General features: G+C 63.2%; 16 protein-coding genes and 3 pseudogenes. 10 read left to right on the top strand and 9 right to left on the bottom strand.

Annotated features, from left to right (window positions below):
* Positions 1–73 precede the first annotated feature (73 nt).
* Both H2O14_RS19145 and H2O14_RS19140 read right to left on the bottom strand, forming a co-directional pair.
* Positions 74–1,156 (bottom strand): hybrid-cluster NAD(P)-dependent oxidoreductase, encoded by a 1,083-nt coding sequence (locus H2O14_RS19145; RefSeq protein WP_182828905.1) that lies wholly within the window; start codon positions 1,154–1,156, stop codon positions 74–76.
* Complete coding sequence (locus tag H2O14_RS19140) at positions 1,146–2,399, bottom strand: aromatic ring-hydroxylating oxygenase subunit alpha (protein WP_182828904.1); 1,254 nt, start codon at positions 2,397–2,399, stop codon at positions 1,146–1,148. Before H2O14_RS19140 ends, H2O14_RS19145 begins: the two co-directional genes overlap by 11 nt.
* Positions 2,400–2,549: 150 nt before the next feature.
* On the opposite strand from H2O14_RS19140, the gene H2O14_RS19135 reads away from it, so the two are divergent.
* Positions 2,550–3,443, top strand: coding sequence for a LysR substrate-binding domain-containing protein (locus tag H2O14_RS19135; RefSeq protein WP_246697447.1), 894 nt, complete (start codon positions 2,550–2,552; stop codon positions 3,441–3,443).
* A gap of 64 nt (positions 3,444–3,507) precedes the next feature.
* Here H2O14_RS19135 and H2O14_RS19130 read toward each other — a convergent pair whose 3' ends face one another.
* The 6 genes and pseudogenes from H2O14_RS19130 to H2O14_RS19105 form a co-directional block, all read right to left on the bottom strand.
* Entirely contained in the window at positions 3,508–4,242 is a 735-nt protein-coding gene (locus H2O14_RS19130; RefSeq protein ID WP_182828902.1) for an SDR family NAD(P)-dependent oxidoreductase, read from the bottom strand.
* Entirely contained in the window at positions 4,239–4,877 is a 639-nt protein-coding gene (locus tag H2O14_RS19125) for an SDR family oxidoreductase (RefSeq protein WP_312858629.1), read from the bottom strand. Before H2O14_RS19125 ends, H2O14_RS19130 begins: the two co-directional genes overlap by 4 nt.
* 114 nt (positions 4,878–4,991) lie before the next feature.
* Positions 4,992–5,942 carry a GlxA family transcriptional regulator gene (locus H2O14_RS19120; protein WP_182828901.1) on the bottom strand — a complete coding sequence of 317 codons (951 nt, stop codon included), beginning with the start codon at positions 5,940–5,942 and terminating at the stop codon, positions 4,992–4,994.
* Between the two features lie 52 nt (positions 5,943–5,994).
* Positions 5,995–6,981 carry a glycine betaine/L-proline ABC transporter substrate-binding protein ProX gene (proX, locus tag H2O14_RS19115; protein WP_182828900.1) on the bottom strand — a complete coding sequence of 329 codons (987 nt, stop codon included), beginning with the start codon at positions 6,979–6,981 and terminating at the stop codon, positions 5,995–5,997.
* Positions 6,982–6,985: 4 nt separating this feature from the next.
* Entirely contained in the window at positions 6,986–7,960 is a 975-nt protein-coding gene (locus tag H2O14_RS19110) for an ABC transporter permease (RefSeq protein WP_182828899.1), read from the bottom strand.
* A 37-nt stretch (positions 7,961–7,997) separates the two neighbouring features.
* Positions 7,998–9,046: pseudogene (locus H2O14_RS19105) on the bottom strand (glycine betaine/L-proline ABC transporter ATP-binding protein); the annotation flags it as partial.
* Between the two features lie 129 nt (positions 9,047–9,175).
* On the opposite strand from H2O14_RS19105, the gene H2O14_RS19100 reads away from it, so the two are divergent.
* The 9 genes and pseudogenes from H2O14_RS19100 to H2O14_RS19065 all read left to right on the top strand — a co-directional run bounded on the left by H2O14_RS19100 (position 9,176) and on the right by H2O14_RS19065 (position 18,868).
* Positions 9,176–9,883: a GntR family transcriptional regulator gene (locus tag H2O14_RS19100; protein ID WP_182828898.1), complete on the top strand. Its 708-nt coding sequence runs from the start codon at positions 9,176–9,178 to the stop codon at positions 9,881–9,883.
* Positions 9,884–9,892: 9 nt separating this feature from the next.
* Positions 9,893–10,798, top strand: a complete 906-nt coding sequence (locus H2O14_RS19095; protein ID WP_182828897.1) for a dihydrodipicolinate synthase family protein — start codon at positions 9,893–9,895, stop codon at positions 10,796–10,798.
* A gap of 2 nt (positions 10,799–10,800) precedes the next feature.
* A complete protein-coding gene (locus tag H2O14_RS19090) occupies positions 10,801–12,300 on the top strand; it encodes an aldehyde dehydrogenase (RefSeq protein ID WP_182828896.1) in 1,500 nt (499 codons plus the stop codon).
* Complete coding sequence (locus H2O14_RS19085) at positions 12,297–13,643, top strand: NAD(P)/FAD-dependent oxidoreductase (protein ID WP_182828895.1); 1,347 nt, start codon at positions 12,297–12,299, stop codon at positions 13,641–13,643. Before H2O14_RS19090 ends, H2O14_RS19085 begins: the two co-directional genes overlap by 4 nt.
* Positions 13,644–13,760: 117 nt before the next feature.
* A pseudogene (locus H2O14_RS27735) lies at positions 13,761–14,486 on the top strand (trimethylamine methyltransferase family protein); the annotation flags it as partial.
* A gap of 58 nt (positions 14,487–14,544) precedes the next feature.
* Positions 14,545–15,312: a trimethylamine methyltransferase family protein gene (locus tag H2O14_RS27730; protein ID WP_312858628.1), complete on the top strand. Its 768-nt coding sequence runs from the start codon at positions 14,545–14,547 to the stop codon at positions 15,310–15,312.
* Positions 15,313–15,372: 60 nt separating this feature from the next.
* Positions 15,373–16,481, top strand: a pseudogene (locus tag H2O14_RS19075) (mandelate racemase/muconate lactonizing enzyme family protein).
* Positions 16,482–16,657: 176 nt separating this feature from the next.
* On the top strand, positions 16,658–17,614 hold the full coding sequence (locus H2O14_RS19070; protein ID WP_182828894.1) for a LysR family transcriptional regulator: 957 nt from the start codon (positions 16,658–16,660) through the stop codon (positions 17,612–17,614).
* Between the two features lie 150 nt (positions 17,615–17,764).
* Entirely contained in the window at positions 17,765–18,868 is a 1,104-nt protein-coding gene (locus tag H2O14_RS19065; protein WP_182828893.1) for a Gfo/Idh/MocA family protein, read from the top strand.
* Positions 18,869–19,271: 403 nt separating this feature from the next.
* On the opposite strand, the gene H2O14_RS19060 is transcribed toward H2O14_RS19065, so the two are convergent.
* Positions 19,272–19,961, bottom strand: coding sequence for a response regulator (locus H2O14_RS19060; RefSeq protein ID WP_182828892.1), 690 nt, complete (start codon positions 19,959–19,961; stop codon positions 19,272–19,274).
* Positions 19,962–19,964 lie beyond the last annotated feature (3 nt).

The following is a 19,964-nucleotide window of genomic DNA, read 5'->3' as shown; positions in this document are numbered from 1 at the left end:
GATCTGGGCCGGCGACATGGATCGGGCTCGCATGTCCGCGGCGGCTTCCGAATTCCGAATAGGATATCGGCCTCTACCTGTCGATGACGAGATCGCTCATGGGCTTGGAGCAGCAGGGCAGAAAGAGCCCGGAGTCGATCTCCCTCTGGCGGATGCCGCCCCCATGTTTCATGTCGACGGCGCCGCTGACCAACTTCGATTTGCAGGTGCCGCAAATGCCGTTGGCGCATGACGACGGCAGCCTGACGCCGGCTTTCTTCGCGCAGGACAGCACCGTCTGATCGGCCCGGACCTCGATCGTCTTGCCCTGCTTGGAAAATTGAACGGTGAAGGTCTTGGCCTCCGTCGTCTGCGGCAAGCTTGTGACCGCGTCTTCGAGCGCCGCGCCGTCGAAGCTCTCCTCGTGATAGTTCGCGGGCGACACTCCACCGTCTAGGGCCAGGGTCCGCATGGCGCGCATGAACGGGGCCGGGCCGCAGCACATGACCGTGCGTTCCGCCAGGTCGGCGACGGCCAGGCCGAGATATTCTTTCGAAATCCGACCCGAGAGTCCGGACCACGTTCTTTCGTTCGCGATGCGCTCCGGCAGGAAGTGGAGCCTGAAACCTTTCAGGCGCTCGGCCAGCGTTGCGAGCTCCTGTCGGAACACCAGGTCCTTGGGGCTGCGTCCCGCATGGAGGAAGACGACATCCACGGGTTCGGCGGCGTCCGCCATCTCCCGCGCCATCGACATGACCGGGGTGATCCCCGAACCACCCGACACGAAGAGATATTTCTTCGCCGCAGGCCTCACGAACCTTCCAAGCGGCCCGGTCGCCCGCACCTGCGCGCCGGGCTTGAGGTTGTCGTGCAGCCAGTTGGAAACCTTGCCGCCCTCCACGCGCTTGACGGTGATCGTGATGGCGTTCGATCGGAACGGAGACGAGGAAATGCTGTAGCAACGGCCGTCCTGCTCTCCGTCGATACCGGGCTCGAACATGAAATACTGGCCTGCGCTGAACGCGAACCGCTTCCGCTCCGGCGACACGAAGGTGAAGCTTTTCACGTCATGCGTTTCGTCGTGGACGTCGACGCAGAGCAATGTGTCGTCGGTGTCGGCGTTCCAGGTCGCGGCGGCTGCGGGCGATGCGCTTCGTTCAAGCAGCTCAATAGCCATGAGCGCGCATCCTCTCGATATACCAGGTGGCGAAATCGTCGAGCGCGCCTTCACTGAATTTCGAATACTCGCCGGGTTCGTATGCGGGATCGAGGATCCCGGCATGCGATCGCGCCACGAGCGCAGCGTCCTGCTCGGTGGTTTCCACCCAGACATGGATGAGCTTCTCGAGATCGTAGTCGACGCCTTCGACGGCGTCCCGATGCACGATCCACTTGGTGCGAACCAGAGTAGTGTCGGCGGTCAGCGGAATGACGATCGAGGTCACGGCGTGATCGCCCATGAAGTGGTTCCACGAATTGTGGCCCCACAAATGCATGTCGCCGAGGTCCTTGCGCGTCATGTGGCCGAGGAGCTTCGAAGACGCCGCGGTCGCGTCCTCGGTCTGGGACTCGCCGGCTCCGGCGATGATCAGACGCTGGGTTCTGAAATTCGTCTCGACGTTTCGTGTGTGCTCGATGGCGACCGACGGAAAGCCGTTGGCTTCCCAGCTGCGGGTGCGTTCGTTGTACATCGCGAAATGCGCCTCGGCCTCTTCGCGGTCCTCGGGGCTCAGGCTTTCCGGATCATAGCCGAAGTCGAGATCGACGAAGGACACGCAGAGCTCGGGGTGGTTGGCGCTGCAATGGTAGCATTCACGGTTGTTTTCGATCGTGAGCTTCCAATTTCCCTTCTCGATGACGTCGACTTGATGGGCGACCTTGGAATTGCGAAGGTCGTAGGGCGCCAAGCGTTCCACCATCACCCTCTCGAGCTCCGAGATGTCGGCCGGGGGCGTGTCGCCGAGACAGACATAGATGAGGCCCGCGATGGACTTGAAGTGCACGGATTTGAGGCTCTTGCAGTTCTTGTCGAAATCCTTGCCCATATGCGGCGCATAGCTGAGTTCGCCGGAGAGTTCATAGGTCCATTGGTGGTAGGGACAGACGAGTTTGGACACGACCGTCGCGCCGGCGTCGAGAAGCCTCGATCCGCGATGGCGACAGACGTTTCGCACCACCCGCACCTCGTTGTCGTCGTCTCGAAGCAGGATCAGGCTCGTCTTGCCGATGTCGATGACGACGGCGTCGCCCGCTTCGGGAACATCGCATTCCAGGCCGATATAGATCCAGTGCCTGGTGAAGAACACGTCCATGTCGGCGTCGAAAACGTCGTCGCGCGTGTAAAGCCCGGCCGGCAGCGAATGACCTTCGATCCGAGCGTCGAGCAGCGGAGACAGCGATGACGGAAATTTGTTGAGCATAATGCACCCTTATGTATGATGGCCGAAGGATCGCAGCAATTTCATCAAACTCAACCGCAGTAATGGGACGTCTTCACATAATGAAATGTAATGCGACCGCCGCTTTCCGTTGGAACGGACGATGAAGAGTTTTCGCAGGCAACTGCCCCCTTGACGGCGCTGACGGTGTTCGAGGCCGCAGCGCGTCTGTCGAGTTTCACCAAGGCCGCCATTGAGCTCGGCGTCACGCAGGCGGCGGTCAGCCGCCAGATCCATCTGCTCGAAGAGGATTTCGGGTTCCCGCTCTTCGCCAGGTCGCACAGGCGGGTCGCGCTGACGGACAAGGGCAGGATGCTGTCGGAGGCGGCGAGCGGCGCGTTCAATCTGCTCGCCGAAAGCGTGGCCGATCTTCGCAGAGGAGGCGAAAGCGATGATCTGACCATCTCCGCGACGGTGGCCTTCTCGCATTTCTGGCTCGTGCCTCGGATTTCGGAATTCTCGCGCCAATATCCAGACATCAATCTCCGCATCGTCACCCAGGACGTCATGCCTGACCTGGAGCGGGCTGAAATGGACATCGCGGTCCGCTTCGGCAACGGGATGTGGCCGGGCGGCCATGCCGAGGCGCTGTTCGAGGACGAGATATTCCCGATCTGCAGTCCGGACTTCGCCCGCTCGGCAGGACCGATCCGCGCCCCGGGCGACCTGATCCATCACTCCCTCATCTCCAACGATACGGACGACCCGATGTGGACCGGCTGGAATGAGTGGCTATCGGCGTTCTCGGTGGTCGTTCCGAGAAAAACGCTCGGGCTCCGCTGCAGTTTCTACACCGAGGCGATCTACGCCGCTCTCAACGGACACGGAATCGCCCTGGGCTGGAAACATCTCGTTCGCGATCTGCTCGACCAGCATCGGCTCGTTCAACTGACGGACGCGGCGGTAAAGCCGAGAGGCGCCTACTTCGCCGTTGTCCCGACGCGGCGCGCCCCGAAGGAATCGGTCCGTCTGTTCAGGGAATGGCTGTCGGTCGCCTCGCAGGAGCTGGCAACCCGCAATCTGTAACGGCCGACGCCAACCGGCGGCGCGCCATAGACGTCTGAAGGCCGACGCGCCGCCCGGTCCGCCATCAGGGCAGACTGAGCTTGGCCATCCGTCCGCCATCGATGGTCCACACCTGCCCCGTCACGAACGACGATTCCGCCGACGCCAGCCAGGCGACGAGGCTCGCCACTTCCTCCGGCTTGCCGGTTCGCCCGACGGGGTGGATTTTGCCGATATTCTCTCTGAAGGCCTCGGGGTCGGGCATGCTCTCGATGAACTCGACATTCAGATCGGTGTCGATCCAACCCGGCGCGACGGCGTTGCATCGGACGCCCTCGGCGCTGTGATCGACCGCGATGGCCCGGGTGAGACCGTGCAGGCCCGCCTTGGAGGCGCAATAGGCGGCGTGCTTCGGATTGGAGCCGAGGCCTTCGATCGATCCGATGTTGACGATCGTCCCACCCGTCGCGCGCAAATGCGGAAGGGCGGCTTTGATCAGCATGAACGGCGTGGTGAGATTGACCGATATGGTCCTCTCCCAATCCGCCAGGCTCATCTCTTCGGCGAGCGCCTCCTGCATGACCCCTGCATTGTTGACCAATATGTCGAGCCTTTCAGCCGAAGCGATCACTGAATCGACCGCGCGTCCGGCGTCGGCCGGAACGGTGAAATCAACTACAATCGACTCGAAGTCGCGGTCTTCACCGCGCTGCGCGGTGAACACCCGAGCGCCTTCATCGCGAAGCCGCCTGGCGATCGCCTGGCCGATCCCGCTTCGTCCGCCCGTCACCAGGGCGACCTTTCCCAAAAATCTGCTCATCCGACCGGCTTCCCGCCATTCACTTCGACCAGCGATCCGCACATGTAGCGCGCGGCGTCGGAGGCGAGAAAGACCACGACCTCGGCGATGTCCTCGGGTTCCGCGATACGACCGAGCGGGACGGTCTTTCCGAGTTCGGCGACCGCCGTGTCCGGATCGAAGCCGCGCTTGACGAAGCCCGTCCGCAGCATCGGCGTATTGACCTCGTTCGGGCAGACCGCGTTCACGCGGATGTTCTGATGCGCGTGGTCCATGCCCATGCACTGGGTGAGAGAGGCGATCGCCGCCTTGGTCATGCAATAGACGGCATGATTGGGACCCGGCCGCACGCCCCAGCAAGACGACACGTTGACGATCGCGCCACCGCCACGGTCGGCCATGATGGGGATCGCGGCCCGGCAGATCCTGAACGGCGCGTGGACGTTTACGCCGACGGACAGGTCCCAGTCGGCGTCCGTTGTGTTGGCGACGTCGCCGCGGGTGATCACGCCTGCATTGTTGATCACGATGTCGAGGCCGCCGAGGGCTTCGAACGCCGCTTTCGGCAAGCCATCCGCATAGGCGGCTTCGAGCAGGTCGCCCGGCAGGCGCGCCTCCGCCTCGATGCCTGCGACATCGCGGTCCGCCACAGCCACCCTTGCGCCGGCGGCGGCGCAATTGTTTGACGATCGCAGCGCCGATCCCGCCGGCCGCGCCGGTTACGAGGGCCGTCTTTCCTTGGAAATAGGTCATTTTTTCCTTCGTGAGCTCTAGTTGAGGATCGACCGCTGACTGCCCGGCGTGTTGCCGAAGTGATCGCGGTAGACTTTCGAGAAATGCGACGTCGAGACGAAACCGCACGCCATGGCGATGTCGGTGAGAGCCCGGTCCGATTGGACGATCAGGTTCCTCGCCCGATGCAGCCGGAGTTCCATGACGTATCGCTTCGGCGTGGTGTTGAGATAGCGCTCGAACATGCGCTCCAGCTGCCTGGCCGAGATGCCCAGTCTGCGCGCCAGCTCGGCGCTGCTCAAGGGAGATTCGACATTCTCCTCGATGAGCCGGATCGCCTCGCCGACGCGGCTGTTGCGCAGACCGTATCTCGACCGCATGGAGACTTTTTGGGTCGCGCTGCCGTCGCGCACGGCGTTGTAGACCATCTGGTCGGCGACGGACGCGGCGAGATCGCGTCCATGGTCGCGCGCGATCATGTGCAGCATCAGGTCGGCCACCGCCGCGCCGCCCGAGGCGGTCACGAATTTTTCGTCCGCGACGAAGACGGACTTGGTGAGATTGACCGAAGGAAACCGCTCGGCGAAGACATCGTGAAATTCCCAATGCACGGCCGCCCGGCGGCCATCCAGGAAACCGGCCTCGGCGAGGACATAGGCGCCGGAGCAGATGGCCCCGATCTGGATTCCACGGGCTCTTTCGCCTCGGAGATAGCGAAGGAGTTCCGGCTTTGTGTGCCGTTGCACGTTGATGCCGGACACGACCATGAGCCGGTCGTCGCGGCTTAGCGGCGCGAGACCCTGATCCACGAGCGTCACCGCTCCATTCGAGCACGTCGCGGAACGGCCGTCGGCCGACGCGAGCCTCCATGTGTAGAGATCGCGGCCAGCCAACAGGTTGGCGATGCGAAGCGACTCCACGGCGTTGGAGAAAGCCAGATGGGTGAACTCTTCGACGAGTAGAAAAACGAAATTGGCGGCTTGGCTCATGACCATCATCCTGTGCGGGGCGCCTCAGGCGAAGCGCCCCGACCGTTGACGACTATTTCGCGGCGGCGCGGGCGTCAGCGAGCCAGCCGTTGTAGAGGTCCTGATGCGCCTTGATCCAGTCGTCGACATGGCGGTCGATGTCGGCGGAGGTCTTCTCGCCATCGGTGATCAGCTTGTTCTCGGCCGAGATGTCGTTGATGTCGAGCTTGGCGACTTCGAACAGCTTCTTGGCGGCCGGGTTGGCGGCCAGGAAGTCATTGCGGGCGACGACACCGATATTGTCGACGGCGAAACCCAGGTTCTTGCCGTCGAATTCGGTATTGGCCTTCGCATTGTCGGGCAGCGAGGTGTAGGGAACGCTCAGCCATTCGACGTCCTTGCCGGGGACGAGAACACCCGAGACCCAATATGGCGTCCAGGTATAGTAAAGGATCGGCTTGCCGGTCTTGAAGCGGGCGATCTGGTCGGCGATCATCGCCTGATAGGCGCCTTGGTTATGGGTGACCGTGTCGCGAAGCTTGTATTCGTCGAGCTCATGCTCGATCACGCGCTCGCAGCCCCAACCCGGAATGCAGCCCGCCAGATCGGCCTTGCCGTCGCCATCGGAGTCGAACAAGGCCGCGACCTTCGGGTCCTTGAGCTGGCTGATGTCGTGGACGCCGGAGTCATAGGTCTTCTTGTCGATCAGGTAGCCCTGGAGCGCGCCCGAGATGTAGTTGCCGACCCGGCTCATGACCTTTTCGCCACCGGCCTCGTCGAAGAAGCTCTTGTGCAATGTCTCCCAGCTCACGGCCGTGAAGTCGGCGTCGCCCGAACCGATCGCGACGTGGATGGTCTGGTATTCCGCTTCGTTCGGCGTCGCGATCGTGTAGCCGAGGTCCTGAAGCGCGCGGAACAGAATCCGGTGCTGGAAGAATTCCTCGATCTGCGTCGGCATCATCGGGCGGACGGTGACGCCCTCGCCGGGTTTGTCGTTGGCCAGGACAGGCTGCGCCATGAGGGCCAACGCCATCGCCCCTGCAGTGAATAGCTTTCTCATTGTCTTACTCCCAGTTGAAGTTCATTCCCGAGAACGACCTATTTTTTTGGTCGATTAGTTGAGCGACCAGACCGATCGGGCCTGTCCGCCACCAATTCCTGTGTCCCCGCTCGCGGCCCGAACGACCGAGACCTTGGGTGATGCGGTCCAGCACGATCGCCAGCATCACGATGCCGAGACCGCCGACGATGGCCTTGCCCGCATCGAGACGGCCCATGGCGCGCAGCACCTCGTTGCCCAGGCCGCGCACCGAGATCATCGAGGCGATGACCACCATGGAGAGACTGAGCATGATCGTCTGGTTGAGCCCGGCGAAGATCGTCGGCGTCGCCATGGGCAGTTCGACCTTGAACATGATCTGGGCAGGCGTGGCGCCGAAGGCGCGGGCCGCTTCGACGACGCTCTGGTTGACCGAACGGATGCCGAGGGAGGTCAGGCGGATCAGGGGCGCCAAAGCGAAGATGATGGTGACGATGACGCCCGCCACGTTGCCGATGCCGATCAGCATGACGACGGGCACCAGATAGACGAAGGCCGGGATCGTCTGCATCGTGTCCAGAACCGGCCGGAGGACGGCTTCGAAGCGATCGCTCTTGCCGGCCAGAATGCCGAGAGGCAGGCCGATGATGACGGCGAGGATCACCGACGCCACGACGATCGCCAATGTCGTCATGGCGAGCGGCCATGCTTCGGGCGACAGCAGGCCGAGAAACGCCAGGGCAAAGGCGACATAGAGCGCCGTGCGCCGACCCGCGGCTTGCCAGGCGATCAGCACGATGATGAAAATCATGACCGAAGGCGGCACGGCGATGAAGGCGCGCTCGATGCCCTGGATCAGGCCGTCGAAGAAGAATTTGAAGGGTTGGATCGCTTCACGATGTTCGATCGCCCATTCCTTGATTCCGTCTGAATGCTCGGCGATGCCGAGGTCGATGCTCGAGAATGGATCGAGCCAGTCGAATCCCTGTCCGTCGGCCATCAATGCGCCCCCGCTTGTCGGATCGTCTTTCACCGTTGCCTTGAATCCCGCGGAGCAACGCGTCCTTGGTGACGACGCCGATATCCTGATCTCCATCCCTCACCAGGATCGGGTGATGGGCGCCGATCGAGAGGTCGACGAGCGTGTTGAGCTTGTCGTCGGGTCGGGCGACGGGCCAGAGAGCGACATCCTCGGTCGGATGGCCCTGGCGATATTCGTCCAGGCCTTGCATGACTTTCGCCGCGGTGACGAGGTCGAGCTTGGAAATGCCGGCTACGAAGTCGGCGACATAGTCGTCTGCGGGATTGGTGACGATCTCTTCCGGAGTGCCGACCTGAACCAGGACCCCGTCCTTCATGATGGCGATGCGGTCGCCGATACGGATCGCTTCATCGAGATCGTGGGTGATGAAGAGCGTCGTCTTGTGAAGCTCGGCCGAGAGCTGCATGAACGTGCCCTGCAACTGGTGGCGGATCAGCGGATCGAGAGCCGAAAAGGTTCGTCCATCAGCAAGATGGAGGGATTGGCGGCGATGGCGCGCGCCAGGCCCACGCGCTGCTGCATGCCGCCGGAGAGTTCGTCGGGATATTTCAGATCCCAGCCGGTCAGCTCGACGGCTTCGATGGCTTCCCTCGCCACCTTGTGCCGTTTTTCTTCGGGCACACCACGCACTTCGAGCGCGAAGCCGACATTGTCGCGAACATTGCGATGCGGCATCAGTGCCATGCTCTGGAAGACCATTCCGATTTTCTCGGCTCGGAGCTGCCGTAGCTCTCTGGAGCCCATCGCGTTGACGTTGCGGCCTTCGATGTAGACCGCCCCGTCAGTCGGTTCGATGAGGCGATTGACATGGCGGATGAGCGTCGACTTGCCCGAACCGCTCAGGCCCATGATGCAGAAGATTTCTCCCCGACCGACGCTGAAGCTCGCGTCGCGGACGCCGACCACACAGTCCAGCCTGTCGCGGACATCGGCCTTGGAAAGCTGGCCGCCTTTGATGGCTTTGATGGCCTCCTTCGACCGAGCGCCGAAAACCTTCCAGATTCCCTCGCATCGGATGACGGCTTCCTGAGAGTCGCTACCCATCGCCCGTTCCCCATCGTTAAGCAGTTTTTGTCTTACAACACAGATTTTCATTGTAGACAAGTTGTATTATGATCGGCTACAAAGAATCTAGTATGGGCTTGGGGATCAACCCCTGCTGAGGAACCCCCGATGGATCGCGAACCCAAGCGCAACAAGGCGAATTGCCTGGAAGACCTGCGCCGCCGCATTTTGACCGAGGCGCTGGAGCCCGGAAGCTATCTCGACGAGACCGAGATCGCCGAGGCCTATGGCCTCTCGAGGCCGCCGATACGCGAGCTTCTGCGCACGCTCGCCGGCGAAGGCTATGTGATCCTTCACGAGAACCGGGGCGCGCAGGTCGCGCCGATGACGCACAAGACGCTGCGCAACTTCTTCATCGCCGCCCCGATGATCTACGCCGCGGTCGGACGGCTGGCGGCGCAGAATGCGACCGCCGCGCAAATCATGCGGCTCAAGGACACGCAACTGCTGTTCCGCGCCGCGATCCGCGAAAAGGACACCGAACAGCGCGCGCTCACCAACGAACGCTTCCATTCGATCATGGGTGAGATGGCGGACAACGAATTCTTGATGCCGAGCCTGCGCCGGCTGCTGATCGACCACACCCGCATCGGCATGACCTTCTACAGTCCGCGCAATTCTGACCTCGCCGACCAGCGCGTCGCGGCGGTCGAACAGCACGACCAGTTCATAGAATTGATCGAAGCGGGCGACACCGAAGGGTGCGCCGAGCTCGCCATCGCGCATTGGGAGCTGTCGCGCGCCCAGATCGAAAGTTTCGTCACACCTGCAAGCGTCTTCGCGCCTCTGGGGCGCGTGCCTGACAAGTTAGCCTAGGAGAGTAGAATGAAGTTCGAGGGCATATACACGCCTGTCATCACGCCCTATCGCGATGACGGCTCGATCGATCGCGATGCTTTCGCGAAGATGATCGAACATTTGATCGCGTCCGGCGTCCACGGTATCATCAACGGCGGGTCGACAGGCGAGTATTATGCCCAGTCCATGGAGGAGCGTGTCGAACTCGCGACGCTCTCCAAGCAGATCATCGGCGACCGTGTCTCTCTCATCATCGGCACCGGAGCCATTCGTCTCGCGGACTCCGTCACGATGGCCGAGACCGCGGCGAAGATCGGCGCCTCCGCCATTCTCGTCGGATCGCCGCCCTATTCGGTGCCGACCGAACGCGAAAACGCGCTGAATGCGCTCGCCATCGACCGCGCCGCCGATCTGCCGATCATGCTGTACAACTATCCGGGCCGCATGGGCGTCAATATGGGTGAGGAGTTTCTCGACCGTGTCGGCCGCAGCCGGAATTTCTGCGCCATCAAGGAGAGCTCGGGCGACATCAACCGCGTCCACCTGCTTGCGCGCGACTACCCCCACATCCAGATGTCCTGCGGCATGGACGACCAGGCGCTGGAATTCTTCGCCTGGGGCGCGCGCAGCTGGGTTTGCGGCGGTTCCAACTTCCTGCCCAGAGAGCACATCGCGCTCTACCAGGCCTGCGCCGTCGAGGGCGACTTCACCAAAGGCCGGCGGATCATGTCGGCGATGATGCCCCTGATGCGCGTGCTCGAACAGGGCGGAAAATTCATCCAATGCATCAAGCACGGATGCGAAATGGGCGGTCTCTACGCCGGGCCTCCGCGGCCTCCCCTGAAGGCCCTGAACAAGGACGACATGCGCCAGCTCGAGCAGGTGGTGCGGGTCCTCAAGCGCACGATCGCCGAAATTGAAGCGGAGGCATGACAATGGCCACACTCCTTACCCACGACGAGTACAAGGCTATCGCCGCCGGGCTCGAATTCCCCACCCAGGCCTTCATCGACGGCGGCTTCCGTCCGGCGATGTCGGGCAAGACGTTCGACACGACCAATCCCGCCACCGGAAAAGTACTCGCCAAGGTCGCCGCATGCGGCGCGGAAGACGTCGACTTCGCGGTCGGGAAGGCGCGTGACGCCTTCGAGGACGGCCGCTGGTCGCGTCTGCATCCGGGCGAACGCAAGGAAATCCTGCTCAGGCTCGCCAAGCTCATCAAACGCAATTCCCGTGAGCTGGCGGTGCTGGAAAGCCTCGACAGCGGCAAGACGATCTACGACTGCGAGAATGTCGATGTCCCGGAGACGGTCCACTGCATCAAGTGGCATGCCGAACTGATCGACAAGATCTACGACCAGGTCTCCCCCGCCTCGGACAACCACATCGCGATGATCGTGCGCGAGCCGGTCGGCGTCGTCGGCCTCGTGCTGCCCTGGAACTTCCCGCTGCTGATGCTGGCCTGGAAGATCGGTCCCGCGCTGGCGGCCGGAAACTCCGTCATCGTCAAGCCTGCCAAGGAAACGACTCTGACCGCCTTGCGCGTCGCCGAACTCGCCATGGAAGCCGGAGTGCCCGCCGGGGTCTTCAACGTGTTGCCGGGCGGCGGCGGCGAAGTCGGCGAGCCCCTCGGGCTGCACATGGACGTCGACATGGTGTCTTTCACGGGTTCGACGGCCACCGGCCGCCGCTTCCCGAAATACTCGGCCGATTCCAATCTCAAGGAAATCACGCTGGAGATGGGCGGCAAAAACCCGGCCGTCGTCCTCGACGACGCCGAGAATCTCGATCGGGTCGCGGCCCATATCGTCAACGGCGCCTTCTGGAACATGGGCGAGAATTGCTCGGCCTCGTCGCGCCTGATCGTGCAGAGCGGCGTCAAGGACGAATTGATCGAGCGGATCGTGGCCCATACGCGCGAATGGCCGATGGGCGATCCTCTCGATCCGGTCAACCGCGTCGGCGCGCTGGTCTCGAAGGCGCATTTCGACAAGGTGTCTTCCTATCTCGAAAAGGGCCAGACGGTCCTGCTCGGCGGCAAGGCCGAGAATGGCTTTGTCGAGCCGACGATCATCGACGTCGCCGACCGCGACGCCAAGATCGTCCGCGAGGAAGTCTTCGGCCCGGTCCTCGTCGTCTTGACCGTGGAGAGCTTCGAGGAAGCCATCGCACTGGCCAACGACACCGAATATGGCTTGGCGGCCTCGATCTACACCGCCAACGCCAAGAAGGCGATCCGCGGCGCGCGCTCCATTCGAGCCGGAACGGTCACCGTCAATTCGTTCGGTGAAGGCGACATCTCGACGCCCTTCGGCGGCTATAAATCCTCGGGCTTCGGCGGCCGCGACAACGGCATCCACGCCCATGACCAGTATACCCGGATCAAGACGATCTGGCTCGACCTCACCGACGATGCAGACGAGGCTGTCGCGTGACGATACACAAGGCAGAGAGACTGCCAGTCCAGAGAGGACCGGCCGCCTGGAACGCGATCCTACCGCGCCAGGCGGGGTCCGCTCCCCTCGATGACGACATCACAGTCGATGTCGCCATCGTCGGCGGAGGATTCGCAGGCCTCTCGGCCGCGCGGCGCCTGCGGCAGCTCGATCCTTCGATCCGCGTCGCCGTGCTCGAGGCGGGCGGACTGGCGGAAGGGGCCTCCGGACGCAATTCCGGCTTCATGATCGACCTGCCTCACGACCTGCAGTCCGACGACTATGCCGGCAAAGGCGTCGACGCCGACCGAGCCATCACCGCGCTCAACCGGTCCGCCATCGCCTTCGCAAAGGACGCCGTCGACGACTACGCCATCGACCCGGCCTATTTCGATCCCGCCGGCAAGATCAATGGCGCGGCGACCGAGACGGGGCGCAAACTCAACGTCAGCTATGCCGAACACCTCACCGAACTCGGCGAGGCCAACGAAATGCTCGACGACAAGACAATGCACGACATCACGGGCAGCCGCCACTATGTCGCCGGCCTCTATACGCCCGGAACGGTGATGCTGCAGCCCGCCGGATATATCCGGGGTCTGGGCGCCGGACTTCGCCGTGACGGCGTCCATGTCTTCGAGGGCGCGCCGGTCACCGCGGTCCAGAAAGAAGGGTCGGCCTGGCTACTTTCGACGGCGAAAGCCAAGGTCAGCGCCGCCAAAGTCGTCATGGCGAACAACGGCCATCTCGAGAGCTTCGGTTTTGCGCGCCGGCGACTGATGCATGTTTTCTTGTACGCATCCATGACCATCGAGCTGGACGAGACGACGCTGTCGAAGCTCGGCGGCCGGTCGCGATGGGGCGTAACTCCATCCGATCCGATGGGCACGACCATGCGCCGCATCGACGGCCCACAGGGCGGCGATCGGATCGTCACGCGCACATGCGCCAGCTTCGTTCCCGACATGAACCCGTCGAGCGAAAGTGTCGCCCGGGCCGCAAGGGTCCACCGTCGCAAATTCGCCGACCGCTTTCCCGCCATCGCCGACCTGCCCATGGAATATAGCTGGGCGGGTCACCTCTGCATGAGCTGGAACGGCGCCGCCGTGATGCGCGAGTTGGAGCCGGGCCTGTTTTCCGCCTGCGTGGACAACGGCCTGGGTACCGTGCGCAGCACGCTGACCGGGATCGGAGCAGCCGATCTCGTGATGAACAGACCGTCGGACACCGCGGCCCACTTCCTCGCCGAAGCGGAGCCTCCCAGGATCGTTCCTTCTCCCTTCGCGGAGATCGGAGCGAACCTTTATTTCCGCTGGAAAGAATGGCTGGCGCGCGAAGAGTGATCGCAAGTTCGCGACCCGTCTGCGCGTCGGTTTTTGACGTGGACTGTTCGGAAAATCGACTGCCGGATTTTGGGGACCACCGCACAACTCTACTGCATTCTTTTGGGAGATAGGCCGATGAGCACACCAGCAGTCAGAACCCGCGCCGGGGGCCGCGATGCCCGCCGCACGCTCCGCAACGCGCCCGACTTCGCCATGCTCCCGACCCTGCATCGCAGGCTTCCCCTCACCGAACTCATGGACGAGGAACATGTCGCGAGGATCGACGACGCGTCGATGTCCATCCTCGAAGAGGTTGGCGTGGTTTTCCGGGATCCCATCGCCCTGCAGCAATGGAAGAGCGCTGGCGCCGATGTTCGCGGCGAACGCGTTCACCTCGACCGTGCCCTGGTGCGGCAGTTGATCTCCACCATTCCGTCCAGCTGGACATACGCCGCCCGCAATCCCGACAAGAGCCTGCCCTTCGGCGGCAAGAATTCGATCTTCGTGCCGATGACCGGAGCGCCCTTCATCCGCGACCTTGAAGACAAGCGCCGCTGGCCGACGATCGCCGACCTCAACACTTTCCACAAACTCTCCCACATGTCTCCGGCGCTGCATTCCACCGCGCATCACATCGTCGAGCCGATGGACATGGTCGTCAGTCATCGCCACTTGGCGATCACTTATTCCTCGATGAAATACTCCGACAAGACCTTCATGGGCATGACCACCTCCGGCAAGAACGCCGAAGACGTGATGGACATGTGCGAAATCCTGTTCGGCAAGGAGACGATGGAAACGACGCCCGTAGTGACGGGCAACTGCAACGGAAACTCGCCGCTGGTCTGGGACGAAACGATGCTGTCGGCCATGCGCGCCTTCTGCGTGCGAAATCAACCCGTCTTGTGCTCTCCTTTTTGTGCTCGGAGGCGCCAATACGCCCGCATCCGTCGCTCCCGCCGTCGCCCAGCTCAATGCGGAGGCTCTCTCGGCGCTCGCCTATACGCAGGTCGTCCGCAAGGGCTGCCCGGCGATCTACGGCCACTATCTGTCGACGGTGTCGATGAAATCGGGCGCGCCGATGGCCGGCACACCGGAAATCTCGTTGATGAATTTCATGATCGGCCAGATGGCGCGGTATTACAACGTCCCGTGGCGCACCTCCAACCTGCTCGGCGGCGCGAAAACCTTCGACGCCCAGGCCGGCTACGAAAGCGCCATGACCATGAACGCGGTGCTGCACGCGGGCGCGAATTACATCTGGCACAGCGCGGGATGGAACGAAGCCGGTATGCATTGCTCGATCGCCAAGTTCGTCGTCGACGCCGAAATGTGCGCCATGGGCTACCGCATGGCCGAGGGCGTCCGCTGGGACGATTTCGACGAGGCCATGGCTGCAGTCCGCGATGTCGGCCCCGGCGGCCATTATCTCGGCCATCCCCACACGCAGGCGAACTTCCAACGCGCCTTCTTCATGCCGAAGATGTTCAACAACGACTCCATCGAGCAATGGCAGGCGGAAGGCAGCGTCGAGATTACCGAACGCGCGCTCCAGCATGCGAGACGGCTGCTCGACGACTATGTCGAACCGAAACTCGACGAAGGCGTCGACGAGGCGCTGCGCGACTATATGGAGCGCCGCAAGCGGGAAATCCCCGCCGTCGACGAGCTCAACACCCACCACTGATTGCCGACTGTTCCCTGACCGGCCGTCTTCTCCGGGACGGCCGCTTTTTTGAGAAGCGCTATGAAGATCAAAGAGATTCACGTCTACAGCCATAACATGCCCGTCAAGAACGGCCCGTATCGAATCGCAAGCAGCACGGTCCATGCGCTCGACACGACACTGGTGAAGGTCGTCGCCGACGACGGACAGTTCGGATGGGGCGAAACTTGCCCCGTCGGCCCGACCTACCAGCCACAGCACGCCAAGGGGCGGTCGCGGCGCTCGAGGAAATGGCGCAAGGTCTCATCGGCGCCGATCCGCTGCAGCTCGTCCAGCTTCGCAGGAAGATGGATGGTCTCCTGAACGGGCACCGCTACGCCAAGGCCGCAATCGACATCGCCGCCCACGACCTCCTGGGCAAACATGTGGGCATGCGCGTCGCGGATCTCCTCGGCGGCGCCGTCACCGAACGTGTTCCCTCCTACTACGCCTCCGGCATCGGCGAACCCGACGAGATCGCGCGCATCGCCGAGGAACGGGCCGGGGAAGGTTATCCCCGCATGCAGATCAAGGTCGGGGGCGGCCGCCCGATCGAGATCGACATCGCCGTCGTCCGCAAGGTCTGGGAGCGCGTCGGCACACGGATGCGCCTCGCCGTCGACGGCAATCGCTCTCTCACCATGCGCGACACGCTTCGGCTCAGCCGCGAATGCCTCGACATCCCCCTCATTCTCGAACAGCCCTGCAACACGATCGAGGAAATCAAGGCGATCCGCAGCCAATTGCATCATGCGGTCTATCTGGATGAGAACGGCGAGGACCTCAATACCGTCCTGCGCGCAGTCGGCGACGGCATCTGCGACGGCTTCGGGATGAAAGTGACCCGTATCGGCGGCCTGCATGCGATGGCGACATTCCGCGACATCTGCGAAACCCGGTCCATGCCGCACACCTGCGACGACGCGTGGGGCGGCGATATCATCAATGCCGCCTGCACGCATATCGGCGCCACCGTGCAGCCGCGATTGTTGGAGGGCGTCTGGCTGGCGCAGCCTTATGTCGAGGGCAATTACGACCAGGAAAACGGCGTCAAAATCGAGGGTGGACACATCAAGCTGCCGACGGGACCCGGCCTCGGAGTCATTCCCGACGAGAGCCTGTTCGGGGCGCCGGTTGCTTCATTCGGTTGACCGCCGCCGCGAAGCGGACGGGCCAGCGGGGCGCGAGAACGTCCATGGCGCGTCCGCTTGCACCAATCCGGGCAATGATTTCCTGACTCCGATGCGCTGACAGGCTCGACCTGTGTGGAACGAGATGCGGCCGGCATGCTTGTCATTGATGATGCGCCGGCGTATGTATCCACTCGATGAATTTACACGGCATCGATCTCAATCTTCTCGTCGCCTTTGACGCCATAAACGCCGAGCGAAATGTGACGCGCGCCGGCGCTCGTATCGGCCGCACCCAGCCGGCCATGAGCGCGGCGCTCGCCCGCCTGCGCGACCTGCTGAAGGATGAGCTGTTCGTGAGGGGGCCTTCCGGCTTGCAGCCGACGCCCCGCGCCGCCGAACTGGCCGAACCGATCGCGACCGCCTTGCGCGACATTCAGCGCACCCTCGATTTCACCCAGGATTTTGATCCTTCGACGGTCAGGACGACGTTTTCGCTCGGCCTGTCCGGCCATGCCGGCTCCGTGGTCCTGCCGCGGCTTCTCGCGGTCCTTGCGGCGAGAGCTCCGGGCGTCGATCTCACGGTGCGGGAATATGATAGCCGCGATGCCGCCATCGATCTTCTCGACGTCGGGGATGTGGATCTCACGGTTGGCATTCCCCTGTCGGCTTCCAGTCGCATCCTGAATGCGCGGCTGTTCCAAGAGCGATACGTCTGCATCCTGCGAAAGAACCATCCTGCGACCGGGCGCGCGCTCGATACGCAGACATTCCTGTCCCTGAACCATATCCAGATTGCGCCGGACACCGATGGACTGGATGTCGCGGACGCGGCCCTGGCGACCAAGGGCATGAGGCGGCGCGTCGCGCTGACGGTCCCGCAAATGGCGTCGGCGCCGCAACTCGTCGCCTCGTCCGACATGCTGGCCATCGTGATGGAGGGCGTCGTGGCCAATTCCGGTTTTGCCGACCGGCTGACCATGGTCGATTTTCCTCTGCCGCTGAACCCGGTGCCCTTCGTCATGTCCTGGCATCGCAGAAACGACGCGCATCCGGCGCAGCGCTGGATCCGGAACGCGCTTCTGGGCGCGTTTCCGCATGTCTGGCTCGCTTCGGAAAATCTCTGCGGCGACCTCGTTCAGCCTTATTACTGACGTCCCCGACAGCCTCGAGTGCCGAGGACCATTATCCATGCCATCGATGGCGCCACATATCGGCTATCGATTTCCGCTCCGTGGCGTCCATCGATAGGCTCCTTCCCATGTCGCCGATCGGCGACGGATGGCTTCAAGGAGCAAAGAGACATGAACGACAAGAAATTTCGGGTTGGCGTCATCGGCGCGGATATCGCCGCAAGCTGGGCCGGAGCCTCTCACATCCCCGCCTTGGCTACACAGCCGCATCTGAGGCTCGCGGCCGTCGCGACCCGGCGCGAGGAGAGCGCGAAAGCGGCGGCGGATGCTTTCGGGGCCGAGCGCTGGTATGCGGACCCCTACGCGATGATCGAAGACGCCTCCATCGACGTCGTCACCGTCGCCGTCAAGGTGCCGGCGCATCGCGAACTCGTGCTGGCCGCGCTCAGGGCCGGAAAAGCCGTCTATTCCGAAAGCCCGCTCGGCGCGACGCTGGCCGAAACCGAAGAAATGGCCGCAGCGGCAGGGTCGCTCCATACCGTGATCGGACTGCAAGGCCGCCACAACCCGGCCGTTCGACGGGCGGCGGAAATCGTCGCATCCGGCCGGCTCGGACGGCTCATGTCGGCCCGCGTCATCGCCACGACCTTTGGATACGGCCCGCAATCGCCAAAGGCGTATGACTATTTCAACAAGGCTGCCTCGGGTGCGAGCTTCATGACCATCACCACCGGCCATGTCGTCGACGTCATCGAGGCGGTGCTCGGCGCCATCACGCAAGTCGATGCGCGCACCGAGCTTCTCTGGCCGGAGATCGACATCGTCGACACCGGGGAAACATCCCTGCGCGACATTCCCGATCATCTCGACCTCATCGCCAAAACGGCGAGCGGAGCTCCCGTTTCCGTTCAGGTGCTGGCCGGCGTTCCCGCAGACCAGGCGAACTTCACTTTCGAAATCCGCGGGGCCAGCGGCTGGCTGAAACTGACGGGCAGCCATTTCGCCGGCGTCCAGGTCGGCGACCTCGCACTCGGTTCGAGCGTCGATTTCGAGGCGCCGGATGCGCCTGTCGCCTCCGGCGTCGGGCCGACGGCCGCCGACTTCTGGGCAGGCGCATCGATCAATGTCGGCGAAGTCTACGCCTCGCTCGGAAGAGATCTCGCCGAAGACACCCGTCTCACGCCCGGCTTCGCGCATGCGCTTCACAACAGTCGCCTGGTCGCCGCCATCGAAAAAGCTGCCGAGACGGGACAAAGGCAACACATCCCGTCCTGAAACGGGCCCGGAGCCGCCCTGTGAACGCAGGGCGGCCGACGGAGATCTACATCGAGGAGACGTATGATGCAGATGCGCCATGTTGGGAAATGTGGTCTGTTCGTCTCGGCCCGCGCCTTGGCGTAGTGTTCCCAGCATGCGCGCGGATCAACCTTGCGCGATGATCCACGGAGCTAAGCCGAAGATATGCGTCGTCCCGAGCCCCGCCGCGCAAGATCACGTTCCCCGCCTTCTTCTCTTCGATCCAATCGACGCCGCATTCCCGAGGGCAGCGTCCAGGTATTTTCATGAAGAGAGCAATCCAGATCATCCGACACTCGCTGACGATGTCCGCCACGGCGTCGGCGGTCGCGACGTTGGCCAATCCTGTTCCACCGTCGCGCAGACCCCCTGGATGTCGCAGTCACTCCTGCTCAGCCATCCGGTAGCCCACCCCGGGCTCGGTGCGCACGATGCGCGGCTGCGTCGGATCCCGCTCGATCTTCTGCCGCAACTGGCCGATGAAGACGCGGAGATAGTGCAGGTCGTCGCCATGCGCCGGACCCCAGACCGTCGTCAGCAAGGCGCGATGGGTGACGACGCGCCCGGCATGGCGGGCCAGCAACAGCAGCAGATCATATTCCTTGGGCGTGAGGTGAACCGTCTCGCCGTCCCGCATGACCAGGCGTTTGACGGGATCGATCACCAGCCCGTCGACCTCCGTCACGGTCGGGATCGCATCGCGGCGGCCGCGATGGCGCAGCGCCGTGCGGATGCGCGCCGTCAGCTCGCCGATGCCGAACGGTTTTTCGACATAGTCGTCGGCGCCGAGATCGAGCGCGGCGATCTTCTCGCTTTCGCGGTCCCTCGCCGAGAGAATGACGATCGGGATGTCCGACCATCCCCTCAGGCTCGCGATCACTTCCTTGCCGTCCATATCCGGCAGGCCGAGATCGAGGATGACGAGGTCGGGCGCCTGGGTCGCGACCGCCTTCAGCGCTTCGGCGCCCGTGCCCGCCTCGACCACCTCGTATCCCGCCGCCGTGAGCGAGGGTTTCAGGAAGCGCTGGATCTGCGGCTCGTCATCGACGACCAGTATGCGCGACAGGTTCATGTG

The organism is Rhizobium sp. G21 (assembly GCF_014158035.1).
Classification (GTDB): Bacteria; Pseudomonadota; Alphaproteobacteria; order Rhizobiales; family Rhizobiaceae; genus Rhizobium_E.
This window is presented reverse-complemented; position numbering and strand designations above follow the sequence as displayed.